The sequence below is a fragment of the Candidatus Lokiarchaeum ossiferum genome (assembly GCA_025839675.1).
GTDB lineage: Archaea > Asgardarchaeota > Lokiarchaeia > Sigyniarchaeales > Promethearchaeaceae > Lokiarchaeum > Lokiarchaeum ossiferum.
The window spans coordinates 1,291,048-1,311,848 of sequence record CP104013.1; the positions used below are offsets into that span (position 1 = coordinate 1,291,048).

The window sequence follows — 20,801 nt, forward strand, 5'->3', positions numbered from 1 at the left end:
ACAGTTAGCGGTAATCCAATCTACATGTTTGAGTATATTTAACATCCACGATTCTCTTTTCACTGTACATAATATCATGTCAATGTGTCTTTGTGGTTAAAAATCTTTAATTTACTCGGATTTGCAGGAAACCATGAAAAGACTTCGATAATGTTGTCTTCGCCAACATTTTCCTATCTTTTGGATACTGAAAGTGAAAAAAACCTGTTCATGGTGTTTAGTGAACTGACTTAATCTCTAAAGTATATTTAAAAAAAAAAAAATAAGATATTTGGGAAGAAAAAAGGATTGCAATACTTTCCCTACAATAAATATAATGGACAAGTCACAATTGATTCATTTAACGCTAATTTGGTTTTTTGCATTTTATTCATCTTCAATATCCCATTCTTGCAATTGAAATCCAAATTTTGCTGTGATCTCTGGATTTTGAGTTAAGAAATAAGCATATTCATCCCCAACACCGTCATCATTTAATTTTATTCCATGTTCCTTCCATTCTCTAAAAATTAAAGTGAATTGATGAAATCGTTCAATAAATCATCGATAGTGTTGCAATCACTCGTCGCCATTTGCCTCTAAATATCGAGTAAAATTTTTCCTTAGTCATAAATAACTTATTGCAAGGATTTTAATAAAAAAACAATGAAGTAATTTATCAATTAGATTGTATTTTTTTTGACCTTCATCATATTTATTGAATGGGATAAAACTTTTCCATACAATTCCAGAATCAAATTTGCTATTTTTGAAATCATAATATAGAAGAAAAAGAAGGGTTAGTGCCTTCGGTCGGATTTGAACCAACGATGCCTGGATCTCAATAGATTGGGCGAGATGCCCAATTTTCTTCAGTCCAGTGCCTTCCCGAGCTTAGCCAAAAATATCGAATTGATATTTTTTTAGGCCACGAAGGCACGTTTTCACCCAGATCTACTCAATAAAGAATATGAGCAAGAAGCTTCATATCCTTTTCTTATGAGTATCTCTTGAGATATTCAATATTTCATCTTATTAAAAATTTTGTGTGGGGAGTGTTACAATCATTTTCTCTACATGAAGTGTTTATAAAACATGGCTCTTGGACAAAACAGTATTCACGATTAATTATTAATATAAAAGGGATTTTTCCCACTTTAGCATGTACCCAACACATTATCGAAGTTCATGCAATTATCTTGATTATTCTGAACAATAGATAATAAAAAAGTGCTGTTTTCTGATTCACTAAAATTGATTTCTTTTAAGAACTCCTTTTAGAAAATCCAACATTTCCAACAATTGTCGAAACTTTCCAATTTTCTCCACATATTGCTTTTTTCCTTCAGAGGATCTTAAAATCGATAATAATATCCCAGTAGTCTTTTCTGGAGCAAAATACGTTGCATTATCGAATTTTATACGGATTTTTGTTCCCTTTGCTAAATAGTATCGATAAAAATTAAGATACTCATACCGGAAATCCTTGCGAAAATCTTCATCAGCGATTATTTCATCATTTTCAGCGATCATACTCATATTTTGCCAAAGATATTCTAAGAAATCAAGAAAATCACCATAATATTCCTTTTTTTTATCGAAATAACTAATATTGAGTAAAAATTTCAATGTAATTTTTCCATGGTCTACTATAGAACTATTTTTTTCAATTTCAATTAGTAAAAACTTCAGAATATCAAAAAGGATTTCGTGGATTAATGCTAAATTATAAGTTTGGTCCAAATTAGGAATTGAAGGAAGAATTTGTTTAAATTTCTGATATTTTTCAGGGAGAAACATTGAAGGTTTATTCGAGTATAAAAATTTTGCAAATTTTTTGAAATCTGACAAGGCACTATAATTGATCATAGCAAATGTTTTTTTTCCTATTTCGGATGATATAGCCCCAGAAGTTTTCTTTGAATCTCTCGGTGGTTGATAAATATTTTTCTGTGACATTTTAAGAAATCCGTGTAGTAACCGCTCAATAGTAGATAGGAGAAATTTTGTTCCACTGAATCCAAAACTTTGCTTCTCAGAATTACCTATGATTGTTCCATCCCCATCAAAAGATCCTCGAATATAATCAGGTATTAAATGAGTGGGAACAGTATCTTCTGCCGCAATATCTGAATCCCAAGCATCTTTCAAAATTGTAATTGATTTGGAATAATTTTTAATCTGTTTTTCAAATTCCATTTTTTCTCTTGGAGATGGATTGAAGAGAGATTTTAAAGTATCGTCTGATAGAGGGAAGTTCAAATCCCTTGAAAAAACGGCATATTTCTGTTCTCCAATATCAAATTCAGTCGCGGGAAATTTCAATGCATGTGATTTTAAGCGACCGGGAATCATTCCCTTGTTAATTAAATCATAATAAATGGACTTCTTAAGAATACTCAAGCTCAAATTATATGTTCCGTGTACTTTATTCCAATGAAAATAGATTTTATGATTGCTTCCCATCAAAGCACGAATTTTATAGAGCCAATGAATATCTGAGAAAGAACTAGTGATCTCTAATTGATAATTTCGCTTATTTACTTCAGTTCGAAGGGATCCATCTGCTCCGATGACACCCAAAATATACGCTTTTTCAGGAGTATCAATTACTGCAAAGAAACTTTCATCAATTGAATATTTTCTCCCTCCAGTATAAGTTGGTGGCAGAAAAATCGAATACTTAGAACGATTATTGAATAAAGTTTCCCATTTCTCCCCTTTTTTGATTTTCACAATTTTCTTATAAAATGCATTACCAGAAAATATAATCACGGCACATCCAATTCCTTTTTGTATAATTTTATTCATTTGAGATTCACGATTTATTAAATTTTTTGTCAGATTTCCCCTATTGCACAAAATTTGAATTGAACTCAGTGATATATTATAAATCAAATTGAAATATTACTTATTCAATTTTACCCACCCAAATCACATTTAGATGATTATAATCACATATAATGAAAATATATTTCCATAGTTAGTTAATTTTTCAAATATTATCAACTGAATTTTATTTCATACTTTTTTCGCAAGTATAATCTGATATACCCAAATAACCATAGACATCCCACCTATAAAAAGCTATTTGATCATATTTAAGAATTATTTCCACTCATTCATATCCTATATTTTACTATTCATTCACTTTCAACCCTTAATATCACTAAAATACCCCTTCAATATTTTTACCTTAAGAAGTGTTTTGAATTTTGAATAAAAACTCATTTAGTTTAAGGTCATTTTGCCTAACACAAGTCTAATCTGGAAAATTTTAGCTCTTAAATTGTAAAAATATATAATAAATTTTAACGCATTTTTGAATTGTGCTGTAATATTTACAATTAGGCCTAACGAAAGCATTGCATTAGGAGTCTTTTGATAGAAATTAATTTATCAACATTATCCCACCCGAACGATTGATCATAGGTTTCCATCAAGACTGATTTTCACCTTTAAATACTCAAACTTTAAAAACGACCAAAATCATCCAAAAATCATTTTAATCATATTTGATAAGCGATATACATGTTCTTTGAAGTTTGAATTCTCTAACTTTAAGTTCAATAGACATGTCTTCTAAAGAGTGTAATTTAAAGAAAAAAAAACTAAACCATGAGATTGATAAACTCAAAAATTATGATTTTTAATTGGGTGCTCTCTTTTTTCTGTTCAGTTTTTTTTTATTTCTCATTTATGTTTATAATTCTTGTATCAATTAGATGAGTGTTTGAATCAAGATTTCTTGAATCAATATTTGATTCAAATACTTTGGTATTTGGAACAAATTTTCGAGTGATTGGAAAATGAAAGTTTTTGCATATTACAGGATAAGCCCTAATCCGAGAAAAAATACTCCAGAGAATAATCAGATTAATGAGATTGAAAGTTATTCCTTACAAAAGAACATCGAAATTGTTAAGGAATATAAAGATTTACTTGTTTCTGGTAAAATTATTAATCAAAAGGGGTTTAATGAAATGCTAAGCAATTTATCAAAAGTAGATGGAAATATCATTTATGATGTATCTCGCTTTGGTAGAAATGCTAAAGAAGCGATTCCGTTATTTATCAATATTCTTAGCATGAAGAAGGCTATTAAATTTGTCAAAGATAATAAAACTCTTGATTATTCAGATAGTTCAGATATGTCAATTTGGGAAATGTTAGTTCCAATAATTGAGCTATTTCAAGCAGAAGAATACATCAAAAATCTTCATATTATGTAAAATTGGCATCCCTTCCCTCCATCAAAATCACCATTGAATTAAATAAATTAAGCAATATCCCACATTTTCCTTGATATTTTAACATCTTCATCGACCGAATTCTTTAAATCTTTTAGCCAACTAATAATTTCTTTATTTGTTGCTTCTTGTATCCAATTTTCTATTTGGTTATATTCTCTAGAATATCCAGATTTAATATCCATACCAGAATATGAGCGGACAGTGGATAAAAAACTTCTAAATATGTTATAGTTAAAATCAGTATTATCCTTGAATTTCAAAATTAATCTTTGATATACTGGATTAAATAATTGCTCAGATGATGATTTTTGCAATAACCTTCCTATTAGTTTCCCTAAAGATTTTGGATTAATTCTATATAATTTCACCAATTGTTCAAAATTAAATTTATTTAAAATATCTATATCTCCAGATATTTCAAATTTTATTAGGACACTATGAAGTTTTGTATATTCTTCCAGCATTGATTCTTGAAACATCAGAGTTAATATATTATAGATTTCATCCTTAAATTCCCCCATTGCTGATGTTAGAAATCCAGTAGATTCATACTCTGAAATTGAAAAACCCGTAATTAACCAAGGATTAAATAAATCAGGTTCTTTTTTCCCACATTCAATTAGAAAAGGAAAAGAATAGGTTTTTTTGAGAATATGTTCAGAAAATTTATGAAATTCCTTTAAAAAGGTTTGGGAAAAAAGATTATTTAATATATCTGGATATTTCTTGTATACTTCCTCAATTCTTATTAAATATATATTAAGGTCGTCATCTTCTGAGTACTTTCTCATTTTTGAAAAGTTAAATTCTTGAGAGCTTAGCTTCTTAATACTATTAACTAGAAAATTTCGAATTTCCCCTATTGGTATTTCAAAATTGAAATCTTTTATGACAATTAGAGTTAAACAAGGTTCTATATCAATCTTTTGTGTATTAATCATTAGTTTAAATTTATTCCAAAGATTTAACGAAAAAATCTGAGGGATAAACAGAAATTTTTCCCTATAACTAACCAATTTTGGATTATCCCACAAATCTTCAAAAACTGAATCAAATATTTCCTTGTTTTTCACTTGAAGCGAGTATAAGAGACTTATTAGAAAATCTGAAGTATTTGCCACATTATCTACTTTTTCTATTAAATTGGTAAGAAATGAGATTTGTTGGACTAATTCATGTGGATCATATTTTTTTGCAAAAAACTCTCCGAATTCTCGGCTACCCTTAAAATTTTCTTCTAATATTAATCTATAAATCTGATCCCTATTGATTTTTTCAAGCTCTAATAGTTTTGAATGGACATTTTCATATATTTTAAATAATTCTGCCTTTCTAGTATCCCTGTCCCTATATTTATGAAATAAATCCATTGAATAAAGATCATAATCGAAATATTTCCTAAAATAATCTTCTGTGGAGAGATTTTCTTCTAATTGCTCATCAAAAGTTAAAATTTCTTGAAGAGTGGTTTGATCATAACCATTTCTCCAAGAATCATATGCTTTTAAATTTCTAATGTGATCCCTAAAAATATCTCTATATTTAGATTCATTACTGAATTCCCTACTTAGAAATTCAGATATTGAATGCCAAGGTATATATTTTGTCCAAAAAATTAAATTACTGATTAAATATCTAAAAATTTCTTCTTTATAAGTCATATTACTAATCTCTTTATAAAACTGCATAAGATAGAAGAAATTCTTCTTTCGATAATCCTCTAAATTTTCAATTTCGGGATCGATTCTTGTATGATTAAATCTAATTGAAAAATTATCCATTCTTGAAAATGTATGCCATTGAAGTTCCATAAATGTTTTTAATGCAAGAATTTTCAATTTTATAAATGCATTTTGATATTTCTCAGGCCAACTTTGAGTATTCTTGAGATTTTTAATATAATTCCATCTTGTTTCTAACCTAACGTCTCCAATTAAACAGTGGCAATTCTCTGTAAATTGATCTAACCCAATTCTTGCTGAATATCCATAGGAATGTTCTTCATATTTTTTTATATTTACCAGATATATCATGCTAAATTTTTTTAAGATTTCCATTGATTTCTCAAAAAAAATTTCATACTTTGCAACTTTTGATAAAAACCATAGAATAGGTTCTTCTGGACTTCTAGGTTCGTATATATTGCTTTGAAATGGAAAAAGTTCATTTAAATCATCTAATGATATTCTTTGGAACCAATCGTCAAGAATCTCCATTGATTCTCCTTTAAAGACGTATGATAATTGTGAAAAAATTTCACTTTTCGTTTTATCTCTCAAAATTAAGATGTTTTGAAAAGGGCCATTTTCATCATAAAATAGATGACTGATTATTCCAGAATACGACTGATTTAACATACTCGTATTGCATATTTTTGACATAAACTCTTTTAAGTAAAAATCACTGGGTTGTTCATTCAAATAATTAAAGATATTTGAAAAAAAATCATAATCTTCTTTGATTTCATTAATTGTATCAATTAAAATACTATTGGAACATATAGTGTAAAAATTTCCAAATTTACTTAAGATATTAGTTGTATTTTTAATTAGAATATCGAAATAATTTTGGATCTCTTCATCAGATAATGTCTTATTTATTAAATCTTTAACTATCGGTCCTATATTTTCAAATTTTTCATTTTCATTGAAATAAAATTTAGAAAACAATGAAAACAACATAATAATTTTTTTTAATTCTCCCGATTTGGTTGAAGGAAAATATTGTTCTATGTATTTTAACCTAAATGGTGTAGTGAAACTAAGGAAACTTATAATTTCTTGAATAATCCTATTTAAAACGGAATCAATGTAATAATAGGATTCTTCATCTTTTACTTCATATTCATAAAAAGTAATATCGACTAATTTTGTTATATTTTCTTCTTCTTTTTCATTTTTTTTTGATGATTTTAACGGAGGTTTTAATCCAATTACAATAATATCTAGCATCTTTATGAGTCCTAATAAGTAAGTTAACCAAGGATCCATTGCATCATCTAAAATTAGAACGATGTCTGATTTTCGAAAAATTGTTCTTAAAAATATAGGTTTAATATTCATTCTACTATTGATTGAATAAAACTTGAATCCATTTTGTTTCGCAAAATGTCTTAAATACTTCTCAGTTTCTTGAAAATGTATTTTTTCTTGTTCTTTCTCCAAGGATTCTTGTTTTTCATCAATTTTTATGTTATTAATTACATATAATCGAGATTTTAAGGAATTTTCGTCATTCAAAAGTAAATTTAGAGCTAAAGTAGTCCTAATATGCTGTTTCTGAGTTAAACTTATATTTTCATCAATCTCTAACTCGCATCGACCCTGATCAAAATCCAGTGGTCTATAATTTAGTGTGACATGTTCTATTTCCATTATTTTTTTTTTTGATATAAATGCTATCTTATATTGGGCATTATTTTTTCTCTCCAATATGGTATTTGGAGTATCAAATTTATCCCAATAAAATATCTCGATTCCATTTAGGAAGTTAAATGCTTCTGAGATAATAATTCGGTCGTCAAAGGCATTGATAAAATTATTGTGGATGGGATAGAATAAGATGTCATTTTCTTCAATCTTATCCTTCAGAAATGTTGATTTATTTTTATTTTCGTCTTGAAATTCTTTAATTAATTCGATTAAAATTTCTTTGTTCTTTTCATTCATTTATTCTTGCACCATCCTTCAAATTGTTTTTTAAAGTTGAAATATCCAATCCCATAATTTCAATTCTTTTAATAATATCATCAGTAGGAACCGACCATCTTCTAAATTTATGATTATACACCCATTCTTCCTGATTATTATCCCAAGCTATTAAAGAATATTCTACTGATCTGCCTCGCATGAATTTCAACAAACAGCATTTATTTGGATAATTTTTTTTTGAAAATGTAGAACCAAGTTTGAGATGAAGAGTTTCAGAATCGGGATATATGATAATATTCTCATTGTCTCTGGTTTCATGTTCATGTCCAGTTATTAAAACATGAGTTTTTCTCCTAATTCTGTCAAAATCGTTGTCTTTCTTCCTATTATCAGCAAACCAGCGTTTCGGATGATGAAAAAGAGTAACAACAAATGGTAATTCTTCTCGGTCAATTCTATTTTTGTTTTGGAGAACTGAAAAAAATAAATCTCCTAGCCATAATTTTTTTTTATCTGTAGAAGAATTTTTACTAAACCAACAGGAATTTAAAGATATAAAATAGATCTGTCCAATTTTTCTAAAACCAAATAAGTAATTCTTATGATACTTCCCATGTTTGTCACCATATTCAAACTCTGGTATTTTTAAGTCTTTACTCATAAAAGAAATGTAATCTTCAAAACCTGAAAAATAATGATCTAGGTTTGTTTCTAACTCGTTTTCTACTTCATCTTTATCATCAATGTAGTCAATAATATGTGATTTACTTCGAAGTCGATCATGATTACCTGGTGTTATTAATAAATTCTCCATTGGAATAGATAATTCACTTAGAAATTTGTCAAGCCAATCTTTTTTAAAATGCAAATAATCATCATTACTTCCATAATAAGCTATATCACCTACAATAACACAGATATCGGGTTTTGATTCATCTGGAAGAGTCTTAATTTGATCAATTAATTTATCTAAGCAAATCATCCTCTTGCTGAAATTTGCATCATTTGGGTCTTTTGACTTATAAGATGTAAAATGAATATCAGAAAGACACAGAACTACATTTTCCATTTTTTTATTTAATAATTTATTTTGACTATATATTAGCTTTCGTCTCGGTAAGAAAAAACATGGAATTCTATTTTTTTTATAATCAATTTTTGGGGAATATAGGAAAAAAGGAACAACTTTTCAACTGTCCCTTTTCTATTCTAATTTACAAACAAATCCTTATAACTATTGTTAAGTAAACTCACCAAAATTGTCAAAATAGAATAAGCAAAAAATAATGTTACAAGATAAAGCGCTGAGGCATTTTTCCAGTAAATTTCTTCAATAGGTTCTCTAAAGGGAGTGAATTTATCATTATTTTAATTATATTACTCTAAATATTGTTTTAACTTAGAAAATGAACCAAATACGGAAGGATACCTTTTAATTCTCTCTTTAAAATTCATCTCTACTTTTATATCACATTTTTCAAAGTATAGTTCAGTATTCAGATCAATCCATTCATAAACAACTATGAAACATTCAATTTCATGATGTGGATATAATTTCTTCAAAGCTTTTTTCTTTTTGATTAGTTGTTTAATAATTTCTTCCTTACTATGCACAAAATATTTACACTCATAGCATGAAAGTACATTTTCATCTTTCAAAATATAAATATCAATTTCTTCGCCATAAATACTTTTTCCCCAAGATATTTCAAAATTGGGATATTTATTTGTATACCATTGATATACAACTGCCTCGAAAGCAAAACCCTTTCTTTTGTCTATATCCATTTCTAATTTTTTTAACTTATCTTTTTGAGAATGTATAATTGAATATTTGGTTTTTCCCTGAAGATATTTAAGCAAGATATCCATTTTTAGATGAATAACATCAAGGGTTATAATCAAAAGGTTTGAATTAATGGTATCCATGATATTTTTATAAAGTGAAGGTCCAAATCCATGATAACCATAGGTAGCTACATTGAAGAAAAATAACCAACCTGAAAAATCAGAACCAATAGTTCCATAGCCTTCCATCAATACTGCAACTGAAATATCACCTGAAGTTCCATCTTCGTGCTTAAAAATTTTTATTTGTAGCTTATTCTCAAAATTTTGATTCTTTCTTCTAAATATCTCACCTCTAATTAGCGATAAGCATGTGTAATAGCCATTGAATAATGTGTCATTTCCTTCCAATACATCCACTTTATACCAAAATAACTTCTGATCCAAAATATGAGATATTTGTTTTTCAGACATACCATCATTGATTTCTTCAATTTCATGTTTCTTTGAAAAAAAGGGCATAACAATCTCTTTTTTAATTGGACATTTCCATTTAACTAGTTCAATTAACGAAAGATAGGAAAGCTGAGATTCGTAATTTTGAATTAATTGCCTTATTCCTTTAAAAGTCCACGATATTAAGGACCAAATCATATTTACCATTATCTGCTTGCTTATTTTTTCGTTTGTAATTTGTTCGTCGTAAGGAGACAAGAACCTACTCCAAAATGAAAAATTAGATTCGAAATCTGTATCAGTAAACTTCTTGATCTGAGAAGTTATAATTTTCAGCCCAGAGTTAATTGTTTTAATATTTTTTTTCTTATTTCTTTTGAAATCTTCTGGAATTCCCATTTCATGTTCTTTATACAAGTTTTCTATGGATTTTGAAATAAAAAAGTTAGATATTTCCCCATAATTTGATTTTAAGATTGAAACGGTGTTTATCAAATTGACTAAATTATTTTTCTTAATTAAATCGCTATATTCAATAATTTTAAATTTATCAATAAGAAATTTGATCGTAATAAGATAACCGGAGATTATTTTGAGAATAAAAATTCCGGTTAGTTTAGTTTGGTTAAACTTATTGAAAAAAATATTAGGTTCTTTGTGATCTACGGTTAAATAATCTAATAGTTCGTAAAATTCAATAATTTTTATTTTTTTACTAATATCTCCATCTAATAGATATCCATTTTCAGATATATAAGCTAATAAAACATCAATAAACTTATTTATCAAAGTGATATGTTCTTTGATTTCATCAAATGATTTAGCTTTTCTTATTTTTCTTCCTAAATTAATTAATCCTTTAATAAATTGAATTCTCTCACAATTTTCGGGGATATCATTCAAATTTACTTTGTTAGAATAGAAACCTCTCAAGAAATTTTTATTATATTCTAAATCTAAGATTTCATCATTATCAATTTCCTTAATAACATTTGACCAAGAAAGATTCAAAATAAATTTATATCCAAAAAAAATTTCCTTCGTTTGGAAAATTTCAAGGTTATGAGTATAATAATTTATATAATTCAAAAACTCATCAACATAACACATTTTTTTAAAAATTTTAACTGCCCCTATAATATTTATTTCTTTTCACCTATTTGATGCTTTATTAGATGAGTACTCATAATTAAGTCTTTATCAAAGCACTTAAATTCGAAACCTAATAATATTGATTCTACATATTGATTATTTTTTTTATGCGTTATGAATATAAAGTCGCCCCCCATGTTCCCATATCCCAGATTTCCAACACATGGTGAATTTTGGCAAACACTTTCGATAAAATTTCTGGGTCGTGGTTATAATACTATTCAGAATTACCTATGTAGGATATAGTAAGGAATGGAAATCAAATTAATTTTTGAAACTCATAAATATGAATCTTATCTCAACACAATTACTAATCAAATATTCTTACATACATTGTACAAATTACGTTATATTATGATTTGCACCGCTTTTAGAGCAATAATTTGGAATGGATATAGTTCCAAATGATTTGAACCGAAATAGATAATTTTTAGAAAAAATGGATTTATTTTTTCGAATTAAATACCCATAATAGAAAATCTTCATCCCCGCGGGTCTTGCCCAAATAAAAACTAGGAATCTTATATTTCACAGAGATTTCCAGCAAACGAATGGTGAGTAATTTCGTCAAGGGAGTCAAATCGAGAATCACATTGGAATCTTTTTGCTCTGACTGGATGAGAGATTCCAAATTTTGAAAAATGGAACTATCATCATTACGATATTCTAAATAAGGATATTCATGGACGACATCAAAAGTCTCGAATTTTTTGGCGTCTTTAAGGTTGGATTTGGGGGTGACAAACGCTACGATCCGAGAAATGACATAGCCTTCTTTTTGGAGAAGGGCTTTAGATTTGAGGGGAATTTCATAGGAGGGGCCAAAAGTAGGGCTATCCAGACCAAATCCGGTGATAAGCGTATAATGATCCTTAGAGATCCCAAGGAGGGAACGAACCCGTTGTATAGCATTGGGATGAATCGCAATTTCATTCAAGGACACATTACCAACGGTTGCCAAAGTTTTTTTTGTGATTAAATCCGCTTCTTCTAACTTATTTAAATTATAGAGAAGACCTGCCCCCGAAATGCCAATAGCCATAGCAAGATCTTTTTGCTGGTAAGGTTTTTTCTCCAAAAGAGCCAGAATATGGAGTTGCTTGTCATTTAAATGGTAGTTAAAAGTGCGGTTAAACATTTGAATCTAATGATAATTGGTCACAGCAAGACTTTAAAGATTTCTTTAATCGCCGTTAAAAAAAAATTAAATAGCCGTTAAAATTATTCTTAAATACCATTAATGAGTTTATTTAATCGTGAAATTTGAGGAATTTAACTTTGAATTCGATCAACTTATCACAAAAAATGGGAGGATGAGAAAATGCAGATCGACTTACATGGATATAACTTGGCCGAAGCCATTGAAGACGTGTGCTGGAGGGCAACCGAAGCGGTACAAAGTGGAGATCATGTTTTGGAAATTGTGCATGGATTCCATCGTGGACAGGTCCTACAAACTCATTTCACTTCGTATGCCTTCAAGCAGGAAATGCAACGAATTGGAATCCAAATTCAGTATGACCCCGCGTCGTCCGACGAGGGGTTCTCAGTGTTTACAATGACCGCGCTAGCCCATCACATACCACATCAAAAGACCTACATAGGGAGGTGAACACACAGACATGGCAAAAAAAGCAATGGATAAAGCCGCCGCTCGACGGATCCAATCCGCTCAAGATAAGAAGGGAGCGAAGGGGGATGCACGATTCAAAAGTGTAGCCCAAAGTAAAGCGGCCAAAAATACCCAAAAGAAATAAACGGGGTTTTTTTTAGGATAGAAGGTTGCTTCTATCCTTTTTTTTGTGTTTGTTAGAGAAGGAGAAAGCGAAATGTATTTACCAGAAAAGAAACGAATTCACGATCCAAACACCGAAGTGGCCATTTTTTGGGATTATGAAAATATTCGGGTGGTCGCAAAAGGCATCAAGGTTCCATTAGCAGAAGCCTTGGATGCCTATACAGCAAAAATCGGATTCTTGCGTATTAAAAAAATCTACTCCGATTGGACCGATATCAATAAGGCAATCATCAAGGCCATGTATATGCTCTTATTGATATTTAACTTGTGGAACATTAGAGGAAAATGTATTTTGCGGAAGAATTTTATATAAAGTTTAAATTTCACAAACAGATTATTATTATAATTTAGAATTCCCAAAAGGTAAACCATCTTGTTAAAAAAAACACAAATCAGAATTATCTCTTCAATATTTTTCTTATTATTCTTATTTTCCTTTGATTCAACATTTATTTTTTTAAACTCATCAAAATTAGAAAAAAAAAGAGGACTCATAATTAAAAAGAATATTGGAGGATGTAAATCTAATAACAAACAACAGGATCTTCCAACAGATGAAGAAAAATTAGGAGGATTGCTGATTTCCACTTATTTTGGAGGAAGCAATATGGAGTCAAGTAAAATGATCGTAGATGAAATGGGATATATATATATTGGAGGCGTAACTAGGAGTAAAGATTTCCCAACAACTCATGGAGCATTAAATAGAACACATGATAGTTTTACAGAAATATTTATCTGCAAATTTAATAATGATTGTTCGAAATTGATTTATTCCACTTTTATTGGAAGTTCTGATGGAGATTATTTATCTGATTTAGCAGTTGATAATTATGGATGTGTTTACATAACAGGTTCAACAAATCAATCAATTTTTCTTAATGATTCAGTAATAATTCCCCCCAGAATAGAGGTTCCAGAAGTTTCAGGTAATTCAGATATTTTTATTTGCAAAATCAATAATAAAGGCACGGATATGGAGTACTCCACACAAATGGGGGGATTAAGAAATGATTACGCCATAAGTATTATCATAGATGATGATAATTGCACATATATTACAGGTACGACTGAGAGTTATAATTTTCCATCCACAAATGGAGCTTATGATGAAAGTCACAATGGTAACAAGGATGCTTTCATATGTAAATTAAATAATAATGGAACCGATTTAGAATATTCAACATTTTTAGGAGGATCTAACACTGATCAAGGATTAGATATAACAATTGATGACTTCAGAAATGTATATATTACTGGTTATACCTTCCACTATGAAGGTACACTTTTTCCAACAACAGATGGAGCTTTTAATCGGGATCATGGAGGTCAATATGATGCTTTCATTTGTAAAATGAATAGCGATGGCACGGATTTAATTTATTCTACATTAATAGGAGGGAGAGGAGAAGAAAAAGGACATGCAATTTGGGTAGATAATGAATATTGCGCATATATAACAGGGTACACAAATTCATGGCAAGATTTTCCTATTACAGATGATTCATATGTTTCAAATTCTTTGGGACAGAATGATGTCTATGTATTCAAGTTAAATCCAGAAGGAAGCCAAATAGTTTATTCTACATTAATTGGAGGATCAGATTGGGAAACGGGATTAGCAATATGTGTAGATTCTTTTGGTTACTCTTATGTAACTGGAAAAACTATGAGCAAAAACTTTCCTACAACTCCAGGCGCAATTGATGGAAAACATAATGGTCGAAGAGATGTCTTCCTATTAAAATTAGACCAAAATGGAACACAAATAGATTATTCCACATATCTCGGTGGATCAGAATATGATGAAGGTAATAGCATTGCAATGTGTAATTCAGGTACAGTCATAATTTCAGGAGAAACAGCATCACATGATTTTCCAACGACTAATGGTTCATTTCAAGAAATACAAAGTGGTAATTATGATATTTTTTTTAGCAGAATTTATGCAAAATCAAATAATGAAAAGAAAATTCAAAGTTTTCGAATTCAGTCCATAAGTATTATTAGTATCATTTCAATATGGGCAATCACTTATATAAAGAGAAAAAAGCTTAAATTTATGAGGACCTAACAAAAAGAGTTTATCGCAGGGCTAAAAATAATTTGCACATTTAAACTAACCAATAGTAGCATCCATTTTTTCATTATATTTTCCCTCAAAATTATTTGGGATTATGAAAACATCCGGGTGGTCGTGAAGGGGATTGAAGTACCTTTAGCGGAGTCCCTAGATGCCTATACAGCAAAAATCGGATTCTTGCGGATTAAAAAAATCAACTCCGATTGGACCAATGTCAATAAAACAATCCTTAAAGCCATGTATAGTCTCGGATTTGAACCAATTCAAGTATCCATGGGCAAAACTAATAGCGTGGATGTCAAAATTGCAGTGGATTGTCTGGACACCGCGCAATTAATCCCCAGCATTAGCACGTATATTATTGTCACGGGAGATAAGGATTTCATCCCGGTCATTAATTGGCTAAAATCCCACAAAAAACGTGTGATTATCATTGGAAAGGCGGATTTGGTGAGCGATCATCTCCTCCTAAGTGCGAATGATTTTATTTCCCTCGAAGAACTCTCGAAACTGGAAAAACAACAGAAATCCTCGAAAGAAAATGGAAAGCAAAAGTTAACCATTTCATTTACGGAAGCAGTGAAATGTTTGGTTCAGAGTATTCACCAATTGCATTCCAAGGGCAAACCAAGTCGTTTTTTAACCTTAGATAAGTACATGCGAAGTTTGGATCAATTCAATTATCGGGGGGCCGCTTCGATAGAAAAACCCAATGGAAAGGGAAATTTTACATCCTTTACCAATTTGGTGAAAATGGCGGAAAGTCAAGGCAAAGTGAAATCCATTACGGTAAATGGGTTCCGAGAAATTCGAGTCAATCCATCCAAAAAAGAGAAGAAAAAAGCATAGAGAGACACCGTCTTATTTTTTGGCGCTTCGAGTTTTTTTGAAAATTTTCGGACGGGAACGACCATCTTTCTTCACCAGAGACCCCATAAAATCTTGAAATTGATTGACCAGATCCGGGATATTTTTCTCGGTGATTTCCTTCGATTTTAATTGCACATTATGGAAAAATTCTTCAATGGGTTTGCCCGTCGCCAGGATTTTTTCAAACTGACCAGTAAATTTAAGATGACCGGAACTCGCCTTGGCATGCTCTTGGTCACGTTTTTCTTGAATGAGGGTATCAACAGGAATTTGAAGAAGTTCCTGCACAACTCGGCTGGACAATAAGGCAAAAGCAGATAGTTTATCGGTCTCAACCGTTAAACCATTCCCGCGGTGATACATGTCGTTGCGAATCGTGTGATAGAATGTTAGCTGCTTAATCGTCGCTTCGGGTAAAATTTGGGGGGAGATTTCCGACACCAATTCGAGTTTACCCGGATACGAATTGCGCACCCGTTTATATTTCTTCCAATTGACTTTTTCATTGGGCACTCGAAAATGAATGAATGCATTCAAGCTGGCTTCAACGGCATTATCAAAACTGATCATCGCTAACCGCTGATCAAAATCTGACTCCTTTCCCATATGATCATAGCCGTGCCACAGTAATTCAATCGGGCCCGAGATCCACGGTTTGTTTTGCATAAGTCAGTATCACATTAGTGTCGAATCCTAATAAGTATTTAGAATAGTTAGCCAAATTTCATACCATTCCTAAAAAAAAAAGCATGAAAAAAATTCGATAGGAACTGGGCTCGATATCATTCTAATGAGAGGCTCCGAAAACAAAGTTGACTTTTACATTAGTTATTTAATTTTAATGCTGATAATTTAAAAAAAAAAAGGTGCTTAAATGAAAATGGAAAAATACTCCTTACAACAAACTGAAATATTTGCCCAGAATCCAGAGGAAAAGCGGAAATTCTTCCAAATTGATTTAATGAAAGCGATTATGATTGCATTAGTCATTATGGATCATAGTTTCACTCATGCTTTCTTACGTCAATATGGATCCTACTTCTGGGAAAGAATAGCTATCCCGATTTTAATGATTATTATGGGATTTAATATGGGAAAATCATATAAAGGAAAGAAATTTGCTACTTTGAAGGAATATTATACTCGATCATATTTTGAATCTAAGTTAAAACGGTATATGATCCCTTATCTTCTATTGTATGTACTTCATGGAATAATTCGATTGATAGTCACAGAGGCAGAAGTTATTGTAAATTCACCAGCGGGATATGATTTACCAAGTTTTCGTTATATTGGGTTTACTTTTTTCTATGGACCGGGGTTATGGTTTATACCCGTCCTGTTTGGATCAATCCTAGTGTTTCCAATCTTATATTATAATTTCAATAAAAATCCCAAGGTTACTTTTGGTTTAACGTTTGCAATAGAATTTTTAACTCATATTGTATTATTAGGAGCAATTCTCATTCACAATATTGGGAGATCTATGGATGAATATGAACCACCGATGCTATTTTTTATCTTACTCTATAGTCTTTTTATATTGATTAGCTCAGTTGGAATTGGACTATGGCTATCCGTAGATCATGATATCACATCAAAGCACAATCGTATCCTTTGGGTGTTGTTTCCTATTAGCGTAGTTTATATGATACTCTATTTTTTGGAGGTTCTCCCGATTCCTTTTCCAATGGGTGATTATCAAATGTTTTTCTTTCCCTATTCAGCAGTTATTTTTATGACTTTGATGAAAATTGTACCTCCAAACCCTAAGGGATCTTTTAGCCATTTCATACGAAAAGTTAGTAGAGCGACTTATCATATTCTTTTAACTCAAATTTTTTATTTCTCTATCATATTCCAATTTTTCTTAATAATAACAGATGGAAATAATTCAACATTGGATGTATTTGATGCAAATCCTTTAAATTATCTATGGTTTTACCCACTCAATCTAATAATTACTTTTGGGATAGGTTTACTTTGGAAAGAATTGGAGGATCGATTTTATGCAAAGAGGGATGAAAAGAAGAGTTTTCAAAGAATTTACCAAGTAACAATTATTTTAGCAGGAATAGCATTTGTAGCTTGGTTAGTAAGCTCAACAATTTATACGATAATAAGTCTTATATCACTCTAATGGATAGTAGGCAATTTTTTCTTTTTTCCGATATACCTTTATTTTTATCACTTTCGCGCACTTGTTTTTAGTGTGCACACTTAACTGACCACTTTTTGAGAAACCAAAGGAGGTTTGAATGGTAAAAAGATCTTTTACTATTTATCTAACAATTTCATTATTGGTTTTCTCTCAAATGTTTTTTTTGTACTTTTCTCTCAAAAATCATTAATTTTTGTCTTCTAAGTTCATGATATTCTGATAAACATAATATTTAACAGTTATCGCATTAATTTCTTTGAAAATAAGTAATCCAGATAACTAATACAATACCTAGAACAATATCGGAAATCCAATCAAAGAACAATGTAGCAGAAATCAATCCAAAATAATCAAAAAAAAATATCGAACATCCTCAGTCAGAGATTTTTATTTTCGTTTCCAAATTACTCGATAATTCATATGTTGAAGAATTATATTTTTGAACACGGATCTCGTTTTCGATTCAACAATATTATGGGGATTAAGAGGAAACAACAAAAAGTTATTGGAAACGAAAAACCATGAAAATTGGGAGATTTTGATGGAATATTTGAAGGATTCGATTGAGTATTACTTGAATTGGTTGAACTTGTAGTAGTAGTTGTAGTAGAAGAAGAAGTGTTTGTCGGTTCAGACACAATTACATAAATGGTATACATTTTTTTTTAAATCTTAAGGATCATGATTACGAATTATGAATTTCTTAAGTAATCCTTTGAGGAAACTTTAGTAAAGGTGAAGTATAAAACTGGAAATCATCAATCATGAAATGCATACTTATATTGGGTCCTCCCGCTGTTGGAAAAATGGCCGTTGGTATGGAACTCGTAGCTCAAAAGAACTTCAAGTAAGTTCATAATCACTCTTTTATGAAAATTCTCAATCGGTTGTTTGACTGAAGTTCGGAAGCATTTTACAGACTTGATAATGAATTTTATTGGCGAGTTTGTGAAGAATTTGTTCTTAGTAATCCCCCTGGAGTTATTCTAACTAAATTACGACTGTTGGATAAAGAAAATGACAATGAATTTGTAGAAAAAACGCTTGACATATTTCGGAAACAAGGAGCGGACATTTTTCAAGTTGAAGTATATGCTACCCTAGAAGTGAGAAAGCAGCGGAATAAAAACCCACTGCGCTTGCAAGAAAAAGTATCTATACGCGATGTGAAGCAATCCGAAAAACATTTACATGTTTATGAGAAGTATCAAATTAATTCAGATCATGAACCTGGTTTAATTTCTCCTGCCTATCTGAAAATTGATTCCACTAACAAATCGGTTTTAGAAACTGTGGATGAAATAATTATTCAATTGAAATTGTAAAGAAAATTTGACTCTTAATTGAGTAAGTATGATTCTTGTTTATCAAGATATCAGAGCAAATGAAAAAAAAGTGAAAATATGATTACTCATTATATTTAACGTGATTGTATATATCGACATACTCACCATCAACATACACTTCTTTTTTCAACGTTGCTTCTACATGATAACCGGCTTTTTTAAAAGCTTTTTGAGATCCAAGATTGGGAGAAAAGATTCCAGCTTTCAATTTCCGCAAATTTAATTCTTGAAAAGCATATTTAGTTAGTAAAATTATCATTTCAGTGCCTAAACCTTTCCCCCAATAGTCTTGTTCTCCAATAAAAGTTCCAAGCTCTGCTGTACGATTTATCCATGATATACAGTGTAGATTACAAGTCCCAATCGGTTTTTTATCTTCTTTATGCCATACCTCAAAAGAGTAATAATTCGTTGATTTCACTGAGGCAGTAAACCAATTTTTGACTTCTTCTGTGGATCGCGGAAAGAAAAAACGACAATAACGACGAAAATCCTCATCATTTCCCCACTTATCGTATAGAGCCAAATGATCAAAATTGAGGGGGACAAGATTAATTCTGTCTCCTTTTATAAAGGCATATTCCTCCTTTTGTGTCATAATATATATGGATGAATACATAATATATAAACGTTCGAAAAAATGAAAAATACAATATGATTTTGGATTCTTTTTTCTTTCACTAAATGGATGTTTATTTTCTTTGACTGCTAAAAATTTTACTTTTTTTGCCATTCTCTTTTCAAGAGAGAATTCATCTGAAGATCCCCTAAATTGCCCTTTTCACACTCATAATCACGGAGAACTCCTTCCATTTGAAAACCTAACCGACGTAAAAACTTTTGTGAGGGCATATTTTTCAGATTCACCAATCCTTCGACCCGATTTAGATTCAGTTCATTGAATAAAAAGTATTTCAGAATTGGAAACAACAGAATATAAAGAAGTTTTGATAGCTCGTTTATTGGAATAGATTATTGAATAACTCACTTTTTCTTTTTGAACAATATTGATGTCTTCTAAAACCTCTAAATTATATAGTGTGGTGATTCGAGCCATTTCGGTATTTTTTAATATAGATTTTTGATCCAAGGGAAAATATAGAATCAATTTATTTAAATTTAACATAGTTGGTAATTTTAGATACACGAGCCCCACAAGAATTGAATTAAATGAAGTACTTTTTTTGCTGAAAACCTCAAGTTGTCCGATTTTGTGCTTTCCCTTAAACGGGGATATAATGGTGTTTATGTTATTATTCCTTGGA

General features: G+C 30.3%; 17 protein-coding genes. 7 read left to right on the forward strand and 10 right to left on the reverse strand.

Annotation, left to right across the window (positions count from 1 at the left end; genetic code table 11):
* Positions 1–1,227: 1,227 nt before the first annotated feature.
* Complete coding sequence (locus NEF87_RS05185) at positions 1,228–2,790, reverse strand: hypothetical protein (RefSeq protein WP_457918949.1); 1,563 nt, start codon at positions 2,788–2,790, stop codon at positions 1,228–1,230.
* Between the two features lie 998 nt (positions 2,791–3,788).
* Between NEF87_RS05185 and NEF87_RS05190 the strand changes: the two genes are divergently transcribed.
* The gene (locus NEF87_RS05190; RefSeq protein ID WP_457918950.1) at positions 3,789–4,211 is read left to right on the forward strand and encodes a recombinase family protein; all 423 of its coding nucleotides are present in this window, start codon (positions 3,789–3,791) and stop codon (positions 4,209–4,211) included.
* A gap of 47 nt (positions 4,212–4,258) precedes the next feature.
* Here NEF87_RS05190 and NEF87_RS05195 read toward each other — a convergent pair whose 3' ends face one another.
* The 4 genes from NEF87_RS05195 to NEF87_RS05210 all read right to left on the reverse strand — a co-directional run bounded on the left by NEF87_RS05195 (position 4,259) and on the right by NEF87_RS05210 (position 12,416).
* Entirely contained in the window at positions 4,259–7,900 is a 3,642-nt protein-coding gene (locus NEF87_RS05195) for a hypothetical protein (protein ID WP_457918951.1), read from the reverse strand.
* The gene (locus NEF87_RS05200; protein ID WP_457918952.1) at positions 7,893–8,951 is read right to left on the reverse strand and encodes a metallophosphoesterase family protein; all 1,059 of its coding nucleotides are present in this window, start codon (positions 8,949–8,951) and stop codon (positions 7,893–7,895) included. Before NEF87_RS05200 ends, NEF87_RS05195 begins: the two co-directional genes overlap by 8 nt.
* Before the next feature lie 308 nt (positions 8,952–9,259).
* Complete coding sequence (locus tag NEF87_RS05205; RefSeq protein ID WP_457918953.1) at positions 9,260–11,236, reverse strand: hypothetical protein; 1,977 nt, start codon at positions 11,234–11,236, stop codon at positions 9,260–9,262.
* Positions 11,237–11,723: 487 nt separating this feature from the next.
* Positions 11,724–12,416 carry a winged helix-turn-helix transcriptional regulator gene (locus tag NEF87_RS05210; protein WP_457918954.1) on the reverse strand — a complete coding sequence of 231 codons (693 nt, stop codon included), beginning with the start codon at positions 12,414–12,416 and terminating at the stop codon, positions 11,724–11,726.
* A gap of 484 nt (positions 12,417–12,900) precedes the next feature.
* Here NEF87_RS05210 and NEF87_RS05215 point away from each other — a divergent pair, with 484 nt between their 5' ends.
* The 4 genes from NEF87_RS05215 to NEF87_RS05230 all read left to right on the forward strand — a co-directional run bounded on the left by NEF87_RS05215 (position 12,901) and on the right by NEF87_RS05230 (position 16,008).
* Positions 12,901–13,035: a hypothetical protein gene (locus NEF87_RS05215; protein ID WP_371805351.1), complete on the forward strand. Its 135-nt coding sequence runs from the start codon at positions 12,901–12,903 to the stop codon at positions 13,033–13,035.
* Between the two features lie 72 nt (positions 13,036–13,107).
* On the forward strand, positions 13,108–13,389 hold the full coding sequence (locus tag NEF87_RS05220) for a hypothetical protein (RefSeq protein WP_457918955.1): 282 nt from the start codon (positions 13,108–13,110) through the stop codon (positions 13,387–13,389).
* 60 nt (positions 13,390–13,449) lie between these two features.
* Positions 13,450–15,150: an SBBP repeat-containing protein gene (locus NEF87_RS05225; protein WP_457918956.1), complete on the forward strand. Its 1,701-nt coding sequence runs from the start codon at positions 13,450–13,452 to the stop codon at positions 15,148–15,150.
* Positions 15,151–15,243: 93 nt separating this feature from the next.
* Positions 15,244–16,008: an NYN domain-containing protein gene (locus tag NEF87_RS05230; RefSeq protein ID WP_457920117.1), complete on the forward strand. Its 765-nt coding sequence runs from the start codon at positions 15,244–15,246 to the stop codon at positions 16,006–16,008.
* Between the two features lie 12 nt (positions 16,009–16,020).
* Here the strand turns inward: NEF87_RS05230 and NEF87_RS05235 are convergent, their stop codons facing one another.
* A complete protein-coding gene (locus NEF87_RS05235) occupies positions 16,021–16,695 on the reverse strand; it encodes a hypothetical protein (RefSeq protein ID WP_457918957.1) in 675 nt (224 codons plus the stop codon).
* A gap of 214 nt (positions 16,696–16,909) precedes the next feature.
* Here NEF87_RS05235 and NEF87_RS05240 point away from each other — a divergent pair, with 214 nt between their 5' ends.
* Positions 16,910–18,169, forward strand: coding sequence for an acyltransferase family protein (locus NEF87_RS05240; protein ID WP_457918958.1), 1,260 nt, complete (start codon positions 16,910–16,912; stop codon positions 18,167–18,169).
* Between the two features lie 452 nt (positions 18,170–18,621).
* Here NEF87_RS05240 and NEF87_RS05245 read toward each other — a convergent pair whose 3' ends face one another.
* Positions 18,622–18,828 (reverse strand): hypothetical protein, encoded by a 207-nt coding sequence (locus NEF87_RS05245; protein ID WP_457918959.1) that lies wholly within the window; start codon positions 18,826–18,828, stop codon positions 18,622–18,624.
* Positions 18,829–19,194: 366 nt separating this feature from the next.
* On the opposite strand from NEF87_RS05245, the gene NEF87_RS05250 reads away from it, so the two are divergent.
* A complete protein-coding gene (locus NEF87_RS05250) occupies positions 19,195–19,515 on the forward strand; it encodes a hypothetical protein (protein WP_457918960.1) in 321 nt (106 codons plus the stop codon).
* 82 nt (positions 19,516–19,597) lie between these two features.
* Here the strand turns inward: NEF87_RS05250 and NEF87_RS05255 are convergent, their stop codons facing one another.
* From NEF87_RS05255 to NEF87_RS05265, 3 genes are all read right to left on the reverse strand, one after another.
* Entirely contained in the window at positions 19,598–20,134 is a 537-nt protein-coding gene (locus NEF87_RS05255) for a GNAT family N-acetyltransferase (RefSeq protein WP_457918961.1), read from the reverse strand.
* Between the two features lie 119 nt (positions 20,135–20,253).
* The gene (locus tag NEF87_RS05260; protein WP_457918962.1) at positions 20,254–20,388 is read right to left on the reverse strand and encodes a GNAT family N-acetyltransferase; all 135 of its coding nucleotides are present in this window, start codon (positions 20,386–20,388) and stop codon (positions 20,254–20,256) included.
* Between the two features lie 43 nt (positions 20,389–20,431).
* Positions 20,432–20,683 (reverse strand): hypothetical protein, encoded by a 252-nt coding sequence (locus tag NEF87_RS05265; RefSeq protein ID WP_457918963.1) that lies wholly within the window; start codon positions 20,681–20,683, stop codon positions 20,432–20,434.
* Positions 20,684–20,801: the final 118 nt, after the last annotated feature.